The organism is [Flexibacter] sp. ATCC 35103 (assembly GCF_001975985.1).
Classification (GTDB): Bacteria; Bacteroidota; Bacteroidia; order Flavobacteriales; family Flavobacteriaceae; genus Flavobacterium.
This window is the reverse complement of the sequence record NZ_MTQF01000016.1, coordinates 1-23,333: the sequence shown is the minus strand read 5'-3', so window position 1 is coordinate 23,333 and position 23,333 is coordinate 1. Positions and strand designations below refer to the sequence as shown.

13 protein-coding genes are annotated in these 23,333 nt (G+C 33.0%); 5 read left to right on the top strand and 8 right to left on the bottom strand.

Annotation, left to right across the window (positions count from 1 at the left end):
- Nucleotides 1-193 precede the first annotated feature (193 nt).
- Together BXU01_RS22655 and BXU01_RS22650 are read left to right on the top strand one after the other, a co-directional pair.
- Nucleotides 194-2,542, top strand: a complete 2,349-nt coding sequence (locus BXU01_RS22655; protein WP_083695941.1) for a prolyl oligopeptidase family serine peptidase — start codon at nucleotides 194-196, stop codon at nucleotides 2,540-2,542.
- 258 nt (nucleotides 2,543-2,800) lie between these two features.
- Nucleotides 2,801-3,757, top strand: coding sequence for a phosphoribosylaminoimidazolesuccinocarboxamide synthase (locus BXU01_RS22650; RefSeq protein ID WP_083695938.1), 957 nt, complete (start codon nucleotides 2,801-2,803; stop codon nucleotides 3,755-3,757).
- Between the two features lie 138 nt (nucleotides 3,758-3,895).
- Here the strand turns inward: BXU01_RS22650 and BXU01_RS22645 are convergent, their stop codons facing one another.
- Complete coding sequence (locus tag BXU01_RS22645; protein ID WP_083695936.1) at nucleotides 3,896-4,435, bottom strand: SRPBCC family protein; 540 nt, start codon at nucleotides 4,433-4,435, stop codon at nucleotides 3,896-3,898.
- 358 nt (nucleotides 4,436-4,793) lie between these two features.
- Between BXU01_RS22645 and BXU01_RS22640 the strand changes: the two genes are divergently transcribed.
- Nucleotides 4,794-5,174 carry an ankyrin repeat domain-containing protein gene (locus tag BXU01_RS22640; RefSeq protein WP_083695933.1) on the top strand — a complete coding sequence of 127 codons (381 nt, stop codon included), beginning with the start codon at nucleotides 4,794-4,796 and terminating at the stop codon, nucleotides 5,172-5,174.
- A 113-nt stretch (nucleotides 5,175-5,287) separates the two neighbouring features.
- On the opposite strand, the gene BXU01_RS22635 is transcribed toward BXU01_RS22640, so the two are convergent.
- The 7 genes from BXU01_RS22635 to BXU01_RS22605 form a co-directional block, all read right to left on the bottom strand.
- Nucleotides 5,288-5,905, bottom strand: a complete 618-nt coding sequence (locus BXU01_RS22635) for a DUF2238 domain-containing protein (RefSeq protein WP_083695931.1) — start codon at nucleotides 5,903-5,905, stop codon at nucleotides 5,288-5,290.
- A 145-nt stretch (nucleotides 5,906-6,050) separates the two neighbouring features.
- A complete protein-coding gene (locus BXU01_RS22630) occupies nucleotides 6,051-9,149 on the bottom strand; it encodes an efflux RND transporter permease subunit (RefSeq protein WP_083695929.1) in 3,099 nt (1,032 codons plus the stop codon).
- Between the two features lie 3 nt (nucleotides 9,150-9,152).
- Nucleotides 9,153-10,238: an efflux RND transporter periplasmic adaptor subunit gene (locus BXU01_RS22625; protein ID WP_083695926.1), complete on the bottom strand. Its 1,086-nt coding sequence runs from the start codon at nucleotides 10,236-10,238 to the stop codon at nucleotides 9,153-9,155.
- An 11-nt stretch (nucleotides 10,239-10,249) separates the two neighbouring features.
- Nucleotides 10,250-11,494: a TolC family protein gene (locus BXU01_RS22620; RefSeq protein ID WP_083695924.1), complete on the bottom strand. Its 1,245-nt coding sequence runs from the start codon at nucleotides 11,492-11,494 to the stop codon at nucleotides 10,250-10,252.
- Nucleotides 11,495-11,577: 83 nt separating this feature from the next.
- Nucleotides 11,578-12,942, bottom strand: coding sequence for a HAMP domain-containing sensor histidine kinase (locus BXU01_RS22615; protein WP_083695922.1), 1,365 nt, complete (start codon nucleotides 12,940-12,942; stop codon nucleotides 11,578-11,580).
- Entirely contained in the window at nucleotides 12,939-13,619 is a 681-nt protein-coding gene (locus BXU01_RS22610; protein ID WP_083695919.1) for a response regulator transcription factor, read from the bottom strand. Before BXU01_RS22610 ends, BXU01_RS22615 begins: the two co-directional genes overlap by 4 nt.
- 68 nt (nucleotides 13,620-13,687) lie before the next feature.
- Entirely contained in the window at nucleotides 13,688-14,776 is a 1,089-nt protein-coding gene (locus BXU01_RS22605) for a M42 family metallopeptidase (RefSeq protein WP_056249277.1), read from the bottom strand.
- Between the two features lie 80 nt (nucleotides 14,777-14,856).
- On the opposite strand from BXU01_RS22605, the gene BXU01_RS22600 reads away from it, so the two are divergent.
- Together BXU01_RS22600 and BXU01_RS22595 are read left to right on the top strand one after the other, a co-directional pair.
- Nucleotides 14,857-15,540, top strand: a complete 684-nt coding sequence (locus BXU01_RS22600; protein WP_083695916.1) for a DUF4294 domain-containing protein — start codon at nucleotides 14,857-14,859, stop codon at nucleotides 15,538-15,540.
- A 296-nt stretch (nucleotides 15,541-15,836) separates the two neighbouring features.
- On the top strand, nucleotides 15,837-22,727 hold the full coding sequence (locus BXU01_RS22595; protein WP_083695914.1) for a S8 family serine peptidase: 6,891 nt from the start codon (nucleotides 15,837-15,839) through the stop codon (nucleotides 22,725-22,727).
- Nucleotides 22,728-23,333: the final 606 nt, after the last annotated feature.

Below are 23,333 nucleotides of genomic sequence, written 5' to 3'. Positions count from 1 at the left end.
GATGCAACTATAAATTTTAATGGTTTAGAATTAGAATTTTAGACTTTTAATAAAAATAGGATCCTTGGAGATATTTCTTCAAGGATTTTTTTTGTTGAATGCATATAATGCAAAGAATTTCGCAAGCAATTGATAAAAACATTTTTTTAATAATTTTCAAAGTGTATTTTTGTTTTCTCAAAAAACTAATACCATGACAAAAAACATTTTTATCCTTGCCTTTTTAATTTTTTCAATATCGGGCAAAAGCCAAACATTGAAATTAGAAGAAATAATGAAAGGCGAATCTTTTATTGGCAATCAACCTACAAACGGACGCTGGTCTCTGGATGGTAAAAAGGTTTATTTTGAATGGAATCCTACAGATGATTTAGGCGCAAATACATATGCATGGCAAAAAGGAGCAGTAAAACCTGTTTTAGTTGAACCTAAAGAAGCAGCTTTTTCTAAACTTGATTTTAAAAGAAAAGCAAATTCAGATATTGTTTATTACACAGATAAAGGTGCTTTGTATTCTTATAGCATAACTACCAAATCGGTTAAAAAAATCATGCAGCAAAGCACTCCAATTTCCAATCTTGAATTAGGGAAAGATGCCGGAATAGTATTCTTTGAGCAAAATGATAATATCTTTAAATACAATGCTAAAGAAGGAACAGTTCTACAAATAACAAACTTTAATAAAGGAGTAAAAAAAGAAAAAACTCCTGAAAAAGATTCTTTTTTGAAGACGCAGCAAAAAGAATTGTTTCAGTTTATTAAAGATAAGGAAGCTAAAAAACAGTGGAACCTTGCTAAAAGCAAAGCTGTTAAATCTGATTTTGCTAAAGAATATTTTTATGGAAAAGATAATTTCTACAATCTAAAAGCAAATCCAAACGGAAATTTTGCCACTTTTAGTTTAGTAGAAGAATCAGAGGTTAAAAAAGAAAAAATGGAAGTTTTTATAACGGATGATGGTTATAATCAGACTCCTGAAACAAAAACTAAAGTCTCTACAGCTAATTTCGTTAAGACCAAATTCGGAATTTATTCTGTTGCAAAAGATACGGTTTACTTCGTGAATTTTTCGACTTTAAGTCACATTCAGGATGCACCAAAATACTACGAAGATTATGATAATTTAAAAAGCAAAGCCAAAGAAGATAAGTTGATCGTAGCTCAGGCTCCTGTGTATAATGAAGATGGATCTTTGGGAATTGTAGAAATCAGAAGTCAGGATAATAAAGAAAGATGGTTAGTAAGTTTAAACCTTGAAAACGGAACTTTTAAAGAAATCGAACATCAGCATGATGATGCGTGGATTGCAGGTCCGGGAATTCCGTCGTATTCTTTTGATTCAGGAACGCTTGGTTTTCTGGCAGACAATGAAACAATCTATTTTCAATCTGAAGCTACGGGATATTCTCATTTATATACCTATAATTTAAAATCAGGTAACAAAAAACAATTAACAAGCGGGAATTGGGAAGTTCGTGATGTCACTTTATCCAAAGATAAAAAAGCATTCTACTTAACGACAAATACAACACATCCGGGAAATAGAAATTTTTATAAACTTGCTTCAACAGGTGGCGTTTTAGAACCAATTTTAACAAAAGACGGAGCGCATGAAGTTGTCGTTTCGCCAGATGAAAAATCACTTTTAGTACGTTATTCATATAAAAATATTCCATGGGATTTTTATATTGCCGATAATAAAAAGAATGCTACTTTACAACAAATCTCTTCTTCAGTTTCTGAGAGTTTTAAAAGTTATAAATGGAGAGAACCGGAAGTAATTACATTCAAAGCACAAGACGGAACTCCTGTAAACGCAAGATTATATACGCCAAAAGCAGAAAATGCAAATAAAGCTGCCGTAATTTTTGTTCACGGTGCCGGTTATTTACAAAATGCACACAACTATTGGAGTAATTATTACAGAGAATATATGTTTCATAATATGTTGACTGATTTAGGTTACACTGTTTTGGATATTGATTATAGAGGAAGTGATGGTTACGGACGTGATTTTAGAACTGGAATATACCGTTTTATGGGAGGAAAAGATTTATCTGATCACTTAGACGGGAAAAAATATTTAGTAGAAAAATACGGAATTGACGCGAATAGAGTAGGGATCTATGGTGGTTCATACGGTGGATTTATTACTTTAATGGGAATGTTAACAGCTCCTGGTGAGTTTGCATCTGGTGCGGCATTGCGCTCTGTTACAGATTGGGCACATTACAATCACGGATATACAGGAAATATTTTAAATTTCCCTGAAACAGATCCTGAAGCATACAAAAAAAGTTCTCCTATTTATTATGCAGATAATCTAAAAGGAAACCTTGTAATGTTACACGGAATGGTAGATGATAATGTAGAATATAAAGACATTGTTCGCTTATCGCAGCGTTTTATAGAATTACAAAAGAAAAATTGGACTCTTGCTTCTTTCCCGGTTGAATCACACGGATTTAAAGAAACCTATTCATGGATTGATGAATACAGTAGAATTTTGAATTTGTTTAATTCGACTTTGTTGAAAAAATAAGTTTACTGTCTCAGTATTCAGTCACAGTCACAGTCTCAGTCTCAGTTTTCAGTCTCAGTTAAACAGTTGACAGAGTATTTTGAAAGTACTGATAAAGCTTTCTAAAGGTTTTAACTTGACAAAGCTCACACAAAGACTGTGACTGAAAAGTAGAAAACTTTTACTGAGACTGTGACTGAATACTGCCACTAAAAAACTTGCTTGCTCTTTTAATTAGTTTTAAATTTGCATTCATAAAAAACAACACAACGAACAATAATGAGCAATACAATCACAACTACAAATTTTAATTTTCCAGATCAGAAATCGGTTTACCGCGGAAAAGTTAGGGAAGTTTACAACATAAACGACGAACTTTTGGTAATGGTAGCAACAGACAGACTTTCGGCTTTTGATGTGGTTTTACCAAAAGGTATTCCGTACAAAGGACAAATCTTAAACCAGATTGCCACAAGGTTCATGGAACTAACGGAAGATATTGTACCAAACTGGTTGATTGCAACTCCGGATCCTAATGTTGCTGTAGGACATTTATGCGAGCCTTTTAAAGTAGAAATGGTTATTCGTGGTTATGTTTCAGGACATGCTGCGCGTGAATATGCTGCAGGAAAAAGACAAATTTGTGGTGTTACAATGGCAGAAGGATTAAAAGAAAATGACAAATTTCCTGAACCAATTATTACACCAACTACAAAAGCAGATAACGGTTCTCATGACGAAGATATTTCTCGTGAAGATATTTTATCTAAAGGAATTGTTACTGAAGAAGATTATATTGTATTAGAGAAATTTACTCGTGATTTATTTCAAAGAGGAACTGAAATTGCTGCAGAACGCGGTTTGATTTTAGTAGATACAAAATACGAATTCGGTAAAACTAAAGAAGGTGTTATTGTTTTAATTGATGAAATTCATACGCCGGATTCTTCTCGTTATTTCTACGCTGATGGATATCAGGATAGACAGGATAAAGGAGAGGAGCAAAAACAATTGTCTAAAGAATTTGTACGTCGCTGGTTGATCGAAAATGGTTTTCAGGGTCAGGACGGACAACAAATTCCGGATATGACAGATGAATATATCGAATCTGTTTCTGAAAGATACATTGAATTATATGAGAATATATTAGGTGAAAAATTCGTAAAAGCTGACATCGATAATATCGATCAGCGTATTAATGATAATGTATTAGAATATCTTAATAACAGAGATTAATTTTCGGGTTTATAACACGGATTTATTATATAAAAATGCCTTGCTGTACAGCAAGGCATTTTATTTTTAAAACTGATTACTAAAAACGGTCACTGAGACTGCGACTGTGACTGTCACTGTGACTAAACAAAAGGGAAACTAATTTTCCATTTTATTCTTAAGATTCTCCAGTCCTTTTTGTAAATCATTTCCAATCATCTGATCCATTTTCATCATGGGCAGCATAATATTCATTGGATATGGAATAACACCGTTAATTCCCCATTTTACTTTTGTCTGATTTCCCGCAACAGCTTCTGTAGACATGAAACCTACAGCAGTATCTTCCATTGGTTTCTTGAAACGCAGTGCAAAATCAATACGTTTGTTTTCTGTAATTTTTGTAATTTCCTGTTCACCAACGCCTACTTCTTTAACGTCACTTTCCCAGGCAGCTATAGATCCAACAGTTCCGTCAGTACCTTTATAAATAGATTTCATTTTGGGATCAAGATTCGCCCAAACGCTAAAATCGTTTTGATTTTTTAGATACTTCACATAATTAAAAACACTGTCGACAGGTTTATTGATCGTAATTTCTCTTTCTACCAAATAGTTTTTAGGCATAAAATAAGCCCCAATTAATACGATGGCGAAAATTAGAATTAAGATAATCAGAATTTTTTTAATGATTCCCATGGTTTTTTTGGTTTTAGGTTTATTAATTGTTTTTTGTTTTCATAGTTACTTAATAACACTAATTAAGAGAGTGTTGATGATAGTAAAGTTAAAAAAAACTAAAGTTTGAATTTATGACATCTTAAAAATTTCAAAGTTTTTTTTATAAATTTTCATTTTACTGTAACATTTTTGATTTTATAGCGTCTATTGTATGGAAGCTTAAATGAGATAACATAAATTTTAAGTTAAAGGGATCTTTATTATTTAAAGGTTAAGAATAAGTTAAAACATAGTACTTTGTTATACATAATAGTAAAAATTGAATTACATTTACATAGAATTTAAAAATCATCATTAATCAATCAAATCAATCACCATGAAAAAATCAGTAATTTATTTAGGAGTAGCTTTAGTAGCATTCGCAAATGTTGCTATGGCATCAAATCAAAAATCATTTGTACAGCCACAAATCGAAAACGTAAGCAGTTTTGCAACTCCACTAACTGTAGCAGTTAGTAAAGGAGATCTTGAGTTTGTAAAAAAACTTATAGAATACGGAGCAGACGTAAATGAAATCTCTGAAGATTTAACACCTTTAATGATAGCAGCACGTTATAATAAAGTTGATATTTTGAGAATATTATTATCAAATGGAGCAAATCCGTCTGTTAGAAATGAAAAAGGTTTTACAGCTTTAAAATATGCACAATTATCAAATGCAACGGAAGCTATTGCCATTTTAAAAGATTTAAAATAATAGTTTAAATCGAGTTTTTGAGTTAGTATATAAAACGACCTTCCTTGAGCAGAAGGTCGTTTTCATTTTATATAGTTTCCAAAAAATATAGTTATTGAAAATTTAAAACAATACTATTTTATCGTCTTATTAAAATCTATTTTTTGAATACACTTATCCTGAATTTTAGAAAATAGAATTAAGCCCGAAATTGCACCAATGGTTGCAAAAAGCATATCAGATTGTGTATCCCAAACATATCCCTGAGTTCCTAAAAAAGCGTCGCCGCCATCACCGGTTGCAATTGATACAAACCATTCTATAAATTCGTAAGCGGCACTAATAGCCAAACAAATACTCACAATAATAAAGTTGAAAAAACTTTGATTGCTGATTACTTGTTTACGAATAAATAATTCTCTTATAATCATAGCCGGAACTAAACCCTGGGCAAAATGTCCTACTTTATCATAGTTGTTTCTGCTTTGATGAAATGCCTCTTTGATATAGTCAAAAAGTGGCACTTCGGCATAGGTATAATGACCGCCAATAAACAGAATAATACAGTGAATTAAAATGAGGGTGTAAGTAAAATTGGTAAATCTGAATTTTTTGAAGGTAAATGCTAAAATGATAAAACCTATTACTGCCGGAATTACTTCAAGAAAGCAGGTAAATCCCTCTTTTGGATTTATAATTGATGCTATTAAAGAAATTGTAAAAAGGGTTATCAAAAAGTAAATGTATTTCATAAATCTTGTTTGTATAGATACTAAATCACCTGCAAGATATTAAACTAAAAGATATCGAAATCAAAAAAGCACCATTATTAGTGGTGCTTTTTCTTTTTTAAACCAAACCAAATTAATTTAACCAATCAATTTATTTTTAATTCCTTTATTCGATAGGAACATGTTTTTTACGATTAAAGACCCAGAAGATAATTGGGAAAACCAAAAGTGTTAAAACTGTTGCAGTAATTAATCCTCCGATAATTACAATGGCCAAAGGTTTTTGTGATTCTGAACCAATTCCGGTTGAGATTGCTGCAGGCATTAAACCTATTGATGCCATAAGTGCCGTCATGACTACAGCTCTTGTTCTGGCTTTTACTCCTCTAAATATGGATTCTTCGAGTGTGAATTTTGCTTTTAGATTATGATGAAATTCAGATATCAGGATAACTCCGTTTTGTATACAAATTCCCAATAATGCAATAAAACCAACACCTGCAGAGATTCCAAAGTTCATTCTGGTAAGATGCAAAGCAATAATTCCCCCAATAATGGCAAAAGGCACATTGGCTAAAACAAGCAGAGAATCCTTGATATTTCCAAATAAGATAAACAGCAGCACAAATATCCCAATTAGACTTATAGGAACAACCTGAGCTAAACGTGCACTGGCACGAACCTGATTCTCAAATTCACCTGTCCATCCTACAGTATATCCTGTTGGAAGTTTCATTTTAGCAACTTTTGCTTGTGCTTCTGCAATTGTACTTCCTAAATCACGGTCACGAACAGAAAATTTTACACCAATAAAACGTTTGGTATTATCTCTGTAAATAAAAGCGGGACCAGTAATTGTTTTTAAATCACTAATTTCTTTCAATGGGATTTTGATACCGCTTATTGTTGGGACTTTAAGTTCTGCTATATCATTTTCGTCTTTACGGTATTCTTGTGAAAAACGAACTCTGACATCGAATTTTTTATCATCTTCGTATTTTTGAGTTGCCGTTTTTCCTCCAAACGCCAGTTCTAAAACTGCTTGCGCATCACTTAATGTGACTCCGTAAGCGGCCATTTTATCGCGGTCAAGTACAACACTTATTTCCGGCTGTCCAACATTTCTAAGAATTCCGGCATCTTTTATTCCAGGGATATTTTTTATTTGGGCTAAAACTTCATTAGATAATTCATCTAATTTGTCCAGATCATCTCCGTAAATTTTTACAGCGTTTGATGCTTTAAAACCAGCAACAGATTCTGCTACGTTATCAATTACGGGCTGCGAATAGTTATAGGTTATACCTTGATGAACTTTTAGTTTTTGATCCATTTGGTTGATCAAATCATCCATAGTGATTTTTCTTTTCCATTCAGATTTTGGTTTTAAATCTACCTGAAGTTGTATAAAACCAAAACCGTTAGGATCTGTTCCGTCATTACTTCTTCCGGTTTGAGATAAAACATTTTTAACTTCGGGAAAACTTTCCAGGTCTTTTCGAATCATAGCCGCCGTTTTTACACTTTCAGGTAATGAACTGCTCATAGGCAATTCTGCCGTTACCCATAAAGCGCCTTCATTTAATTGTGGCAAAAACTCTGTTCCTAAAAATGTAGCAGAAAAGAAAACAGCTACCAAAAGTGATATTGAACCAATAAGTGTTTGTACTTTATGCTTAAAAGTCCACGCAAAACTTTTACCTACAATTCGATCCCAGAAATTTACAAAAGGATTGTTTTTTTCTTTTACATTTTTATTCAAAAGGATATGCGACAAAACCGGAACCAGTGTCAAAGTAAAAAGTAAGGCTCCCATTAAGGCAAAACCTAAAGTGTAGGCTAGGGGAGAGAACATTTTACCCTCGACTTTCTGGAAAGAAAATATAGGTAACAATGCCGTAATAATGATTAGTTTAGAAAAGAAGATTGCTTTACCCATTTCAGCTCCTGTTTTCTTAATCAAACTTCCTTTTGCAATTTTATTATAAGCTGTCATTCCTAATTGATGCGCCCTGTGATCTAAAACCACAAACAATCCTTCGACCATTACGACAGCACCGTCAATGATGATTCCAAAATCGACTGCTCCTAAACTTAATAAGTTAGCGCTCATTCCCATCATTTTCAAACATAAGAATGCGAATAATAGGGATAACGGAATAACTATAGAAACGGTAAAAGTAGTCCTCCAGTCAGCCATGAAAAGAAATACGACACAAGTAACCAGAATAATTCCTTCAAATAAATTATGCATTACTGTTTCGGTCGTGAAATTCATCAAATTATCACGATCGTAAAAAGTTTCAATTTTAATATCTTTTGGAAGTACATTTTCATTAAGATCCTTTATTTTTGCTTTGATTAAAGCTAAAGTTTCCTGAGGATTTTCTCCTTTACGCATTACAACAATCCCTTCGACAGCATCATCATTATTTCCTAAACCGGTTTGACCAACTCTGGGCATGGAACTTTCGTAAACTGAAGCCAGATTTTTAACCAAAATTGGATTTCCGTTTGCATCATCAACAATAATATTTTCAATGTCCTGAATAGATTTTAAGAGTCCAACGCCACGGACTACAAAAGCCTGGCCATTTTTTTCGATAATATCACCGCCAACATTCAAATTTCCTCCGTTTACAGCATTGTAGACCTGAAGCGGTGTAATATTATACTTGGCTAATTTTATTGGATCAACTCCAACTTCATAAGTTTTAGTTTGTCCGCCAAAAACATTTAAGTCAGCAACTCCCGGAACTGAACGAAGTTGTTTGTCTATTACCCAATTTTGATACGTTAATAATTCTCTACTATCTCTGCTGTCGCTTTTTACGATATATCTAAAAATTTCACCAGTAGGACCATAAGGTGGCTGAACGTCTGGCTCGACATCATCCGGAAGTGAAACATTCTTTAATAAGTTGTTTACCTGTAAACGTGCAAAAGTATCATCGACGCCATCATCAAAAATAATTTTGATTACTGATAATCCAAACATGGTAATACTGCGAACGCTGGTCTTTTTCTGGACAGAGTTCATAGAGATTTCGATTGGCGACGTCACAAAACGTTCGACTTCTTCGGCACTCTTTCCGTTCCATTGTGTAATAATGATAATCTGAGTATTTGTTACATCAGGAAACGCATCAATAGGCATATTTTTGAAAGAAATAAACCCGGCAACTGCCAATAATCCTACCCAAAAAAAGGTAAATGCTTTATTCTTAAGCGAAAAAGCAATAATATTTCTAATGAATTTGTTCATGTCTTATTCGTTTAAAGCGCGATAAATAAATAACTGGTTGTTGGTAATAACTTTTTCATTTTCTTTTATACCGCTTGAGATATAAGTGATATCCCCAACTACTCTGTAAACTTCGACTTGTCTGGTTTCTATATTGTTACGGTCTTTAAATACCATTACAAAATTTTTACTTTTATCAAAAACTATTGCTTTACTTGGTACGGCTATCATAGACTCTCCTTCGCTGTAGGATAGTTTTATATTGGCATTCATATCAGGTTTTAGCATATAATCCGGATTATGTAATTTTATACGCGCTTGCATCGCTTTGGTTTCAGGATCTATAACGTTGAATATTTTATCTACTTTTCCTTTAAAGACTTTATCTGGATAACTTAAAGTAGTTACATCAGCATCTATACCTAATTTTACTTTATTAATATCTATTTCATTAATGTTTGCCAGTGCCCATACTTCGCTGATCTCTGCAATATCAAAGATGTTTTCTGAACGGTCATTTCTTAAAAGCATATCCTGATTGATGCTTTTTTGAATGATAAAACCACTAATAGGAGCGGTTACTTCATAAATAGAACCGGCTTTGATATTATAAATTTTATAGGTTTCCTGAATCTTGCTTAATTGAGACTGAGCTTTATTGACCTCTGATTTTGCCTGAAGGACATCACTTTCAGAATTTAATTTTCCGTCAAATAATTCCTGAGCAACTTTCATGTGGTTTTTTGCTACTAACAAATCATTTTTAGCATCGATTGATTGCTTTTCAAAATCGGCAATATCAGTACTTTTTATGGTAGCGAGAACTTGACCTTTGCGCACATAATCACCAAGTTCGACATTTACTTTAATTACATTTCCGCCAACAAGCGGATAAACGTCAATCATTTTATTATTGTCAGCAGTTATTTTTCCGTAAAAACTCAATACGTTTTTTACGGGTTGTGTTTTGGCTTCGGCTGTTGTAGTTGATTTTAGCATCGAATCGCTTAAAGCAAAAGATGTATTTGTGTCTGGATTTTCAACTTCTTTTTTGCAGCTTGCTATTGATAAACTCACAAGAGCAATTCCTATAATTAGTTTATATTTCATTTTGTTTCGTTTTAGAATAAGTCTTTGTTGATGGTACTATTTAATTCTTCGCCTGAAAGCACTACTTTTTTCTTTAATTCGTTTACCTGAATAGAAGCCTGATTGTAACTTTCCATAAAATCCGTAAATTCTAATAAACTGATATTTCGTTTTTGAAAATTAGTCAGGATGCCGTTGTAAACTGCTTCAAAGTCAGAATTAACAGTAGGTTTTATAACGACATAGTTTTTTCGGGATTCATCCCATTTGTTCCATGCCGATGTGATTTCGGTTTGCAGTTGCAGATCAAAATTTTGTTTCTCAACTTTCGATTGTTCTAAAATTGTTTGTGCATACTTGATATTTCCTTTGTTTTTATTCCAAAGCGGTAACGGAATTCCTAATGTCAAATTTGCTTCTTTATTAAATGCTCCGCTTCGCTGATCATAATTTGCTCCAACTGTTATATCAGGAATAGAAAGTGATTTTTGCCATTTTATATTCAATTCATTGGCTTCAATATCTTTTTGTTTCATCAGATAATCAGGGCGATTCGCAATGGCATCATCCTGAAAAGCTTTAAGATCAAACGGAATTGTCTGAATGTATTTATTGAATTCTTCCTTAGAAACTTCCGGAACTACATTTTCAGTTGTATTTAAGAGTAATTTCAAATTTGCCTGCTCTTCGATATTATCATTTACAACTTCCATACGTTCGTTTTTGAAGTTTAGAAATAACGATTGCAAACGCACAACATCTCTTAAAGGAATATTTCCTTTTTGTGCCTGAATAGAGTAAGAGTTAATTAAGTCCTCGATATGAACAAGTTGCTTATCTGTAGTTTCCAGGCTTTTTGTGTTGTAATAAACGGTGAAAAAACTTTTCCTTAGTTGTAGTTTTAAGGTTCTCAGCAAATCATTAAATTGCAATTCGGCCAGTTTTTCATTGGCTTGAGCTAACTTTATTTCATTGCGTTTTTTTCCGCCTAAATAAATTAACTGTTCAATTCCAAATGCTTTTTGACCTTCTTTGCCAATATCAAAATACTGGTTTCTTTCTGGATTGTAAGCATTTAATTCTGCAGTTATTGTTGGATTATCCCAAATTCTGGCTTGAATAGTCAGTGCTTTCGATGCATCAATATTATATTGTGATGCGAGTAAAAAGAGGTTGTTTTTAAGAAATTGGCTTTCACAGTCTTGAAGCGTAACTGTTTTTTGAGCCAATACTACAGGACCGAAAAGTACAAGTAGGAATGCACAGAGTTTTCTCATTGTATTATTTTTAATTATACAAATATGCTATCACCAGACTTTAAGAGTGCTTAAAATCTACCTTAAAAATACCTTAAAATTAGTTACGAATGAAAAAATAATTGAAATAAATTCGTGTTAATATTTGGAACACTGTAAGTTATAGTAGCTTTATGAAGAGTCAAAATACGCTGAACGATACGTAAACCAAGACCAAAACCAGATGTTCCTTTAGAATTTTGACCACGCATAAAAGGTTGAAAAAGAATTTTTTGTTCCTCATTATTTAATGTTGCTCCGGTGTTTGAAATGGCAATAATCAGATTATTATTTTCTTTTGAACTAATAATTACTTTTGCCTGTTTATTGTCTGAGTAAACACAGGCATTTTTAAGAACATTGCTAATAGCAATCTCCAGTAAATTTTTATTTCCTTTTATTTCTAAAGCAGTATCGAGGTTATCATTTTCTTCTATTTCAAATAAAATTACAAACTCAGGATAACTTTTATTCAAATTTTCAATTGCCGAAAATAAGATTTCATCCAAGCGGTGAACTTCATTATTTTCGTGCATTTTATTGTCTATTTTAGATAGAATCAACAGTGAATTGATTAATTCAGTTAGTTGATTTACATCTGATAAAATGTTTTTTAGAAAACTTTTCCTGTCATCACTTGTTTTGCTGTCGGCAATTACATTTTCGATTTGAGAAGTGATTCTGGATAACGGAGTCCTAAGCTCATGAGAAGCATGTGCGGTAAATTCTTTTTGTTTTTGATAGGAAATCTCAATTCTGTCCATCATAAAATTGAACTCATTGGCAATCAAATCAATCTCGTCTTTATTACTTTTTGATTCGACACGAGTATCCAGATTGTTTTCGTTTATGTTTTTTATTTTTTGATGAAATGTATTAAGCGGACTCATCAATTTTTTTACCGTAATCGACGTAACAACCCAGCAAATGCAGGTAAAAAGAATATAAGAAACCACTAAGGTATATCTTAAAAACAGCAATCTTCTTTGCCCAAAATTATCCGTCGCTGATATTAATGCATAAAAATCTCTGTCTTTGGTATCATAAAAAACACCGTAGACTTCATAGTTTCCTTGTTTTTTGAAAAAGGTTTTGTTCTTTTTTAAATACTTTAGATCATCAATCGACCATTTAATTTTAGCATCGTCAATGCTGCTGTAAATAAGTTTGTAATTAGAATCAAAAACCAATGTTTTTTCATCATATAACTTATTGATGGAGTTTTGATCAATCATCTTTAAAAGCTGATTGTCGACTTCTTTTACATTGACTAAAAGTTTAATGTTTGAGAGGGCTTTGATTTCAAGACGGTCTCGAAATTCGTCTTTTCTAAAGTTAGAATATAAAACAAATATCAATGTAGAAGCCAATCCAAAGAGGATTGTAAATAATAAACTTACTAAAAGTGATATTCGGTTTTTTAATGTCATTCTTCGTCGCTCAAGTAATATCCATAACCAACTTTGGTTCGAATAAGTTTTGTCTCGTGATCTTTATCTATTTTTTTTCTTAAAAAGTTAATGTAAACCTCAATAGTATTTTGATTGGTTTCGATATGATAGTCCCAAAGTTTTTCGGCTATAAATTGTTTCGATAAAACTTTTCCTTTGGCATGAGCCAAGATCAAAATTAACTTAAATTCCTTTGGAGTGAGTTTTATTTCTTCACCTGATCGAAAAACTTTCATATCATCTTCCAGAATTTCCAAATCATTTATAAGAATCTTTTTCTCTACTTGCTGCGGAATATCTTTTCGTCGTAAAAGTGATGATATTCGGGCGTATAATTCTTCAAAATGAAAAGGTTTTACTAAATAATCATCGGCACCATTATCAAAAGAAGCGAGTTTATCTTCGATTTCGCTAAAGGCGGTTAGCATAATTATTGGTGTTTTTTTATCAAGTTCACGAATCCCTTTGCAAACATCAATTCCGTTAATTCCGGGAACATTAATATCCAGAACGATTAAATCATAATCGTAAGGAAAATATTTTTTTAGTAATAAAGAGCCATCATAATAAGCAAAACACTCGAATCCTTTTGAAGTAAAGAATGCTGAGATTTCTTTAGATAAAGTAAAATCGTCTTCGAGTAATAGTATTTTCATTTTATTGTTTATTTACAAATTCGGTTATTTATAAAAACAACCGAATTTGCGTTTTTTTAGATCTTCTCTTATTTAAAATAAGAAAAAGTTTCATTGTTTTCAATTTTCAATAAAGATTGATAAATCAATTGGATCACATTTTCGACATCGTCTCTGTGAACCATTTCTACAGTCGTGTGCATATAACGCAAAGGCAACGAAATTAATGCAGATGCAACTCCGCCATTGCTATAAGCAAAAGCATCAGTATCTGTACCTGTTGCACGAGAAGTAGCATGACGCTGAAAAGGAATTTTATTCTCGACTGCAATATCAACAATTAAATCACGTAATTTATTTTGTACCGCCGGAGCATAAGCAATAACAGGTCCTTTACCCATTTTAAGATCACCTTCTACTTTTTTGTCAATCATAGGGGTTGTTGTATCGTGGCAAACATCTGTAACAATAGCAACATTGGGTTTAATAGTCTGAGCGATCATTTCTGCACCGCGAAGACCTATTTCTTCCTGAACCGAGTTTACGATATATAAACCAAACGGAAGTGTTTTTTTATTTTCATGAAGTAAACGTGCCACTTCAGCAATCATAAAACCACCCATTCTGTTATCAATGGCACGACAAACGAATTTATTTTCGTTCAAAATCATAAATTCATCCGGATAAGTAATTACACAGCCTACATGAACGCCCATTGCCTCAACCTGCTCTTTAGTTTCACAACCTAAATCAATAAAAATATTGCTGATTTTTGGAGATTCTTCTTTATCACGCAAACGGGTATGAATTGCCGGCCAGCCAAAAACACCTTTTACAATTCCTTTTTTCGTGTGAATATGAACTCTTTTTGATGGTGCAATCTGGTGATCTGAGCCACCATTTCGTATTACATATAATAAACCATCTTCAGTAATATAATTTACATACCATGAAATTTCATCTGCATGGCCTTCAATAACTACTTTAAAAGGGGCGTCAGGATTAATAACTCCTACAGCCGTTCCATAAGTATCTGTTATAAAAGTATCTACATAAGGTTTTAAATAATTCATCCATAATTTTTGTCCTTCACTTTCATATCCGGTAGGAGAGGCGTTATTTAGGTAGCTTTCCAGGAAAGCAATCGAGGTATCTTTTAAGATAGATTCTGTGCTCATAAAATATTTTTTAGCTAATTTATAAATTTGGTATTAGAGTTGTATATAAATATATAATTTTACACTTAAATTATGATTCAATGAAATTTACCTACTGCATTTTATTCTTAATATTGATTTCGTTTACAAGTCAAGCTCAGGTTACACCCAAAGAAAATCAACAAATGGGGTATATATTGACGGAACAGGATTCTATCCTGAACGATACAATCGAATTGCCTGAAATTATTATTTCGAAAGAAAAGCTTGATCCTGAAGCACAAAAACAATTTTTGATTCTTCAAAACAGAGTTTACAAAGTATATCCTTATGCTAAGTTAGCTGCAGATCGTTTAACAGCTTTGAATCAGGGAATGGCACGTTTGAAAACCAATCGCGAAAAGAAAAAGTATTTTAAGATAGTAGAAGATTATCTTAATAACGAATTCGAAGAAAGACTTAAAAAACTTTCCCGTAAACAAGGGCAAATTCTGGTAAAATTAGTTCATCGACAAACCGGAATTACGACTTATGAATTGATTAAAACCCTGAAAAGTGGTTTTAAAGCTTTTGTTTCTAATACTACCGCCAACTTATTTGATATTAGTTTAAAAACAGAATATAAACCATATGAATCAAATGAGGATTATTTGATAGAAACTATTCTTCTCAGGGCATTTGAGTCTGGCAGATTAGTGAATCAGAAACCAGCTAATCCTGTAAATTATGATGATCTGATGAATCATTGGCAAATAAAAGCCAAACAGGTTAAAGAGCCAAAATAATATTTACATTAAATTTACATTCGAAGACTTACAGAAATTACTTGTAAGTCTTTTTTTATTAATATAATTTTTGGATTACAGTAAATTTTCAAAAAAAGAGAATTTACTTACTTTATGGTAATTTTTATTTCTATCGGAATGGTCGACTAATGCTGTGTTTTTGTTAGATATTTGTGGCTTAAGGTATAATTGTGTTCTTTTTTTAACAAATTTCATGTATATATTATTTGTTTTTAAAGGTTTCAATTTGTAGGTTTACTCTTCGCAACCATTTGTTAACCAAAATATATTACATTATGAGAATAAAATTACTTAGTCTATTTATGTTGCTATTGACCATCACCATGTGGTCGCAAAAGGGACCCACCGATTTTACAATTTCCTTAAATGGAAATAAAATCGAAACCACGGCAAATTTTAGTAAACAGTTTAAAGACAAAAAAGCTACAAGCAAACAAAATACTAAAACCGAGTATACTTTGTTGCAGTTTACAAAAATCCCTTCTGTAGAAGAGCAGGAAAAGTTGAAGTCGCAGGGAGTAACTTTACTGAGTTATTTATCCAGTAATGCTTATTATGCTGCAATTGCTCCTGAGTTTTATAGTAAAAGCACCGTTTCTGATAATATCAGAGCAGCAATTACTGTAGATCCAAAATATAAATTAGATCCTATAATTGTTGATAATGCGATTCCGGATTATGCCTCAGGAGGTACTAACGGAATAAAAGTTGTTGTCAGCTATTTTAAAGGTGTTGATGCTAAAATTATCGAACAGGATTTAGCTTCTTTGTTTATCAAAGGCAGTAAAAATGAAACTTCTTTTAATGAAGTTTATATAGAAGCTACAAAAGAAAAATTGCAAGAAATTGCAAAATTTAATTGGGTACAAAACATAGAATTAGTTCCTGCGCCGGTTGAAAGCGATAACAAACCAGGTGTAAGTTCACATAAAGCAAATGTTTTAGGATCTGCAATTCCTGGTTTAGGTTATGGATTAACTGGAAAAGGGGTAAAAGTTGGTATTTGGGATGGTAATCTTGAACAACATAAAGATCACACAGGAAGAGTAATTAATAGAGAGTATGAATCCAATTCTTCACATGGAGATCACGTTTCAGGAACTATTGGAGGAGCTGGTTTATTAGATCCAAAAGCCAGAGGAATGGCACCGGAAGTTCAAATGTATGGTTGGAATTTTAATGTGCAGTCAAATGGCTTAACTGTTCAGCAAGAAAGAATTATTGCAGCTAACCAGGATGGGATCGAGTTAACATCAAATTCTTATGGTGTAAACTTAACTTCAGGATATAATACAGGAAGATATAATTCTGGTGATCGTGGTGATGATAATGTTACAACTGTGTTTCCTTATCTTTTAACGATATATTCTAATGGAAATGCACAAACAGCATATCCCGGAGGTTTTAATACATCGACAAAAAATTCAAAAAATGCATTGCATGTTGCTGCAAATAACCCTGATGATTTGATCAGTAGTTATAGTAGTTTTGGACCAACAATTGACGGACGTTTAGTGCCTCAGATTGCTGCAGTTGGTACAGATGTGTATTCATTAGATTATAGTAATTCGTATCAGGTAATGAGCGGAACATCTATGGCAACACCTGGAACAACAGGAACTGTAGCTTTACTTTATGAAAGATATAAAAACATTTATGGTACAAAACCACTGGCTTCATTAATGAAAGCTTTAGTGACAAATACTGCAAAAGATGCCGGTAATCCTGGTCCTGATTATAAATATGGATTTGGTAACTTAAACGGTTTAAGAGCCGTTAAAGCTTTAGATAATAAAATGTTTTATACAGCAACGGTTGCTAATGGAGCAACTTATGAGAAAGATATTGTAGTTCCTGCAGGATTAGTGGCTTTAAAAGTGATGCTTGCCTATTCAGATTTGCAAGGTACACCGGGAGCGACTGCAGTTCAGGTAAATGACTTAGATATTAAAATTATAAAAGATGGTGTAACTACTTTGCCATGGGTTTTAAACCCAACTGCACCAAACGCAAATGCTGTTCGTGGAGTAGATAATATGAATAATATCGAACAGGTAACTTTAGACAATCCTGCACCGGGAACGTATAAAATTGTTGTTTCAGGATCAAGAGTTCCATTGGCGACTCAGGAATTTTCTGTAGTATACGATTATGTAGCTCCAGAATTAATTTTGACGTATCCGATAGGAGGAGAAAAGTTTAATACAGAAACTACAGAGTATATTCGTTGGGATTACGAAGGTGAAGCTAAAAACTTTACCTTAGAATATTCAGTTGACGGAGGTGTTACTTATCAGATAATTGCAAAAGATATTCCATCTGCAGCTAGAAATTTTGCTTGGAAAGTACCTGCAGGAATCGTTGCGAATGCTAAAGTAAGAGTGAGTGCTGGTACAAAAGTAGATGCTTCAACAGCTGTTTTTAATATTATTACAGAACCTAAAAATTTGGTTATTGCGCCAGCTGTATGTGGTACATCATCTTATAAAATGGATTGGGATCCAATTGCAGGTGCCAAATATGAAGTTTTAAAGATGAATGGATATAAGTTTGATGTTGTAGCAACAGTTACAGACCCTACTTATACTTTTGCAAATATTACAGCAGGAGATGACAACTGGTTTTCAGTAAGAACTGTTGATATTGCAACCGGAATTGTTTCTGAAAGAGTTAGAGCTGTAAATGTAGAGCCAGTTTCTCAACCGGTTCTTAACGCTTTGAGTTTACCATTTTTAGAAAATTTCAACAATAGAAAAGCAAGTAATTATGTATTTACTGAAGGTGTAACAGGAACAATAAAATATGAATATATTGATCCTGATTTCTTAGACGGGGCAAAAATGTCAGGATCTGGCGAAGCACCATCAGCTCCTTGGGTAGCAAGTACAACAGCAAATGCTTTTACTAATAATCCAAATTTTATTCAAAAAGTATCTTTCTGTGATATAGATGCTACAAGTTTGGCAGGGAAAGCACTTCGTCTTAAATTTAATTTAATTTGGAATAATGTTGGACCAGCAAATAAAAACTTTTTTAGAGTTGTAGTAAATGGAACTCCTATAAATAGTTACGAAAATGTAGGTGTATATGGAGGAACAGCATTAGCAGGTAATACTGAATTAGTATATGACTTATCAGCTTATGCAGGAACTACATTTAGTATTGCTTTTCAATCAGTTATTGATAATGATGTAGTTGTGGTGAGTAGTGAGAATGTTTATAATTCAGTATTTATTGATAACGTTTCACTTTTTGAAGCTACAGCAACAGATCTTGCATTATCTTCACTTACTCCTAATACAGGACTTACAGCTGCAGAAACTGTAAAAATAAAAGTGTACAACCATTCTCCGGTTGCAGTAAGCAATATACCGGTTTCTTATAAAATTAATGGCGGGGCAGAAGTAGTTGAAACTATTCCGGGACCTTTAAATCCACTTAGTGAAGTATCTTATGATTTCGCTCAAAAAGCAGATTTTTCAGCTCCGGGTGTTTATACGGTAACTGCTAATGTAAATTACACTGGAGATGCTGTTGTAGATAATAATACAATTGAAAAAATAGTTACTAATGTAGGAACTGATATTTTAATGGGATCAACTGCAACTGTAACTACTTGTTCAGCGGTATTTACGGATGCTGGAACTCGTTATGCAAATTATCCGGATCAGCTTACTCAAACCATAACTTTTAAACCAGCGACTGCAGGAAGCAGTATCAATGTTAACTTTACTGACTTTGATCTGGAACCAGATTATGATTTCTTATATATCTATAATGGGCCTACGACAGCGTCTACATTATTAGGTACTTATACAGCAAGTAATTTACCACCATCATTAACTTCTACAGCTGTTGGAGGAGAATTAACTTTTAGATTCACTTCAGATCAAATAGAAAACGCAAGAGGATGGATTGCAGATATAACTTGTGTTGCAAAACCAGTGGTAAATGATGCAGGAATTGCTTCTATTGTAACGCCTGAGGTTTTAGGTAAAAAAAGTAATGCACATGACATTACAATAAGAGTTAGTAATTTAGGGCCAAATGTTTTAACCAACTATCCTGTTTTTTATCAGGTAAATGGAGGGGCAAAAGTTACTGATGTTGTTCCTACAATCGCAGCTTATGCAACTACAAGTTTTACTTTTACAACCAAAGCAGATTTATCTATTGTTGACGCTACTTACACAATCAAAAGTGGAGTTGACATAGCAGATGATAATGCTGCTAATGATGCAATTGAAAAAATAGTATATAATAAAAATGAATTACCGGTTCATACTAATACAAACGGTTATGCAATTTCAAGATTAAAATGGAATGATGTCGTAAATAATTCAGGGACTACAGCATATTCTGATTTTAAAAATGTAAAAATTCCGGTGTATGCTGGTTTTACTTATCAACCAGAAATTACAATCACTAAACCAGAAACTCCAATTACAAGAGATCAGTCAGCGTCTGCAGTAGGAGTGTTTACAATGATCGTAATTGATTTAAATGGAGATGGTAATTTAACAGATGAATTTTATGCAGGAACATTTTGGGTAAATACTACACCAACTTCTGCATCACCGGCTATTCCATCAACTACAAGCACACATTATTTCAGAAACAATTTTACATTAGTAGGAGGTTTAACAATTCCTGCAGGTACAACTTCTGGTGAAAAATTGATGAGAGTCGTACACATGTTCCGCTCACCATCAGAATACTATAACGTTAATCTTGGACCAACTTTTGACGGATTAACCAGTTCAAGAAGTGATTTCGAAGTAGAAGAATACACTATCAATGTATTACCTTTTACAGCTGCAGATGCAAGCGTAGAAAGAATAGTTGCGCCTATTAAACCAGGTAATGCACCAGTATCAGTTACTGCTTTGATTCGTAATTTTTCAAATTCACCAATTTCGAATTTCCCAGTTGCATACAAAATTAATGGAGGTACAGAAGTAGTTCAGAATTTTACAGCTACAATAGCTCCGGCTGCAACTGCTAATTTTACATTTACTACAAAAGCTAATTTAGGTGCTCCAGGTGATTATACAATTGATGTTTACACACAATTACCGGCAGATACAGATCCTACAAATGATGCAAAATCAGTAACGCTTTCGCATGCTGCAAATTATGCTACAAATGTTACCGGAACTTTTGATGGAGTAAATGATTTCATTAAAACAGATGTTACTCCGGCTTTAAACCTTACCAATAACTATACATTTGAAACTTGGGTGAATCAAAAAGCACCATCAGTTTTTGGTAGACTTTTAGATAAAAGTACAGTATTGGCATTTATACATAATAATAGTAGTTTATCAATATACAAAGAGAACAGTTTAGTTGTTTCTATTACAACTGCGGCCGGATCATATGTAATAAATACAGGATTAAATTCTATAAAACAAAATACTTGGCATCATATTGCTTTTACAGTAAGTGCAGCTAATGTCTATACGGTTTATATAGATGGAGTTTCAGTTCCTTTTACAAGTACAGGTACTGCCGGTGCGGCTTCTTCTAATGCAGCTGCAGCAGCTTACATAGGAAATAATGCAGGTTTAGCTCGTGGTTTAAACGGAAATATTGACGAAGTTCGTATTTGGGCAGGAGTTCGTAGTCAGGCAACAATTGCCGCTAATTCAATGACAAAATATATTGGAAACGAACCTGGATTATTAGCATATTACTCTTTTACAGAAGGAGACAAACAATTTGTCTTTGATAGTACAATAAGTGATAATACCGCTGTAGTAACAAATGCAGATACTAACGGAATCGGAGAAGGAAAATTCTGGAACGTACCAGTTCTGTTGCAAAAATTAGATTTTGTAAACCAGCTTTCATCTTCTTACGATGTGCCAACTAAAACATTTTCAGTTTTATTAAATGATGGTGCTGATATAACTTCAGCAATTGCTAATTATTCATTAGGAATGAAGAGTATTGCAAAAATAAACGGTACTACTCAAATTAGCGGAGTAACTGCAAACGACTATACAAATCCTGTTACTGTAACAGTTGAAGGTGTTGGTTTTAATACCGGAATTACTGAAACTTACACAGTAAAAGTGATTACAGGTCTAAGCAATGAAAGCAAATTACTTTCTTATGATTTTAAAACAGTTTCAAACCCTGGATTACCACAAGAAATCAATACTGATATTGTTGGAAATAATGCTACTAAAACAGTACCATTTGGTTATGATGTAACAAACTTAGTAGCAGATTTCGCCGTTTCTCCGGGAGCTGAACTTTATATTGACGGAGTAAAACAATTGAATTCAAAAGCAATTGCTTCAAATTATACTAATAGCTTTTTGGTGACAGTAATTTCAGAAAATAAACTTTCTCAAACGAATTATACTGTTACGATTAATGCTAAAAATGTTCAGGCAAGTATTATTAATTACTCAGTAGCTAATCAGGTAGGAACAAGTGTTATTGATCCAACATTAAAAACAGTAAAAGTTTTGGTTAATAATAATGCTAATCTTAGCACGCTGGTTCCTAATGTTCAAATTTCAGATTTTGCAACGTTGCGTATTGGTACTTATATTCAAAATAGCGGAGTAACAACATTAAACTATACTGCACCGGTTGTTTATAACGTAACGGCTCAAAACGGAACTATTGAATATTGGACAGTGACAATAGAAGTTGCTAAGCCTACATTAACGCTGTTAGGAGATGCAGTTGTTTCTATAGACAAAGGATGTGTTTACACAGAGGCAGGTTATACTGCGACAGATAATTTAAATACAGATTTAACTTCTGCAGTTGTGGTTTCAGGTACTGTTGATGTAAATACAACAGGTCAGTATATCTTGACTTATACGGTAAAAGATGCATTGCAAAATGAATCAACAGCTACTCGTACCGTAAATGTATCAAGTACTGTTTGTAGCTTGGGATTGCCTACTAATACAATAAAAGGTTTTGTTTTATATCCAAATCCTGTTGTAGACGGAAAAGTACATATAGAGACAGCATCAAATAGTGCTAAAAACATTTTAGTATCTGATATGTCAGGAAAAAAACTTCTTTCAGTTCAAATAGAAAAGAATGAGTTAAATGTTTCTGCTCTTTCAACTGGAGTTTATATAATAAAGGTAGAACAAGATGGTAACACATCAGTTCAAAAACTTATTATTAAATAAAACTTATTGTTTTTACAATTTAAAGCGGCTACTTATAGCCGCTTTTTTTATAATTTCTCTATCCTATATAATAAGGTAAGATTTCATTCCCATAACCCGACAGGTTTTCAAAACCTGTCGGGTTTGTTTTTTGATACCTAATATTATATAAGAACAACTATATCCGGCTGAGCGAAGTCGAAGCCTTTGGAATTTTAGATTTGGAATTTTCTTTAGAAGCTCTTTCCCGCTATCCGTTTCAATCTTTTGCTTTTTAAAGGAAAAAGCAAAAGGATTTCCACTTCTATCGGGGCTAAGGGAGCGGTTTTTACAAAAATTCTGCGCAATGAGAGATTACCAGTAAAGGATTTATTATGTTGTTACTATTGTATGATCCTTAATAAATCGAATTCAATGGTATAAAATCTCTAAAAGAGGGAGTTTTTGCAAACAGGTTATCGCGAAAATGTCCTTTGTGTTAGGAAAGCCCTTATAAAGCCTAAAAAAGATCATGTTGTAAGTTTGGTGTTATCAGTATGTTAAGGGAAAGTTTTGAAAAACATTGAAATTATGCAACAAAAAAGCTTGTAAATGTAAATAAAGGGGCTACTTTTGCACCCGCAACAA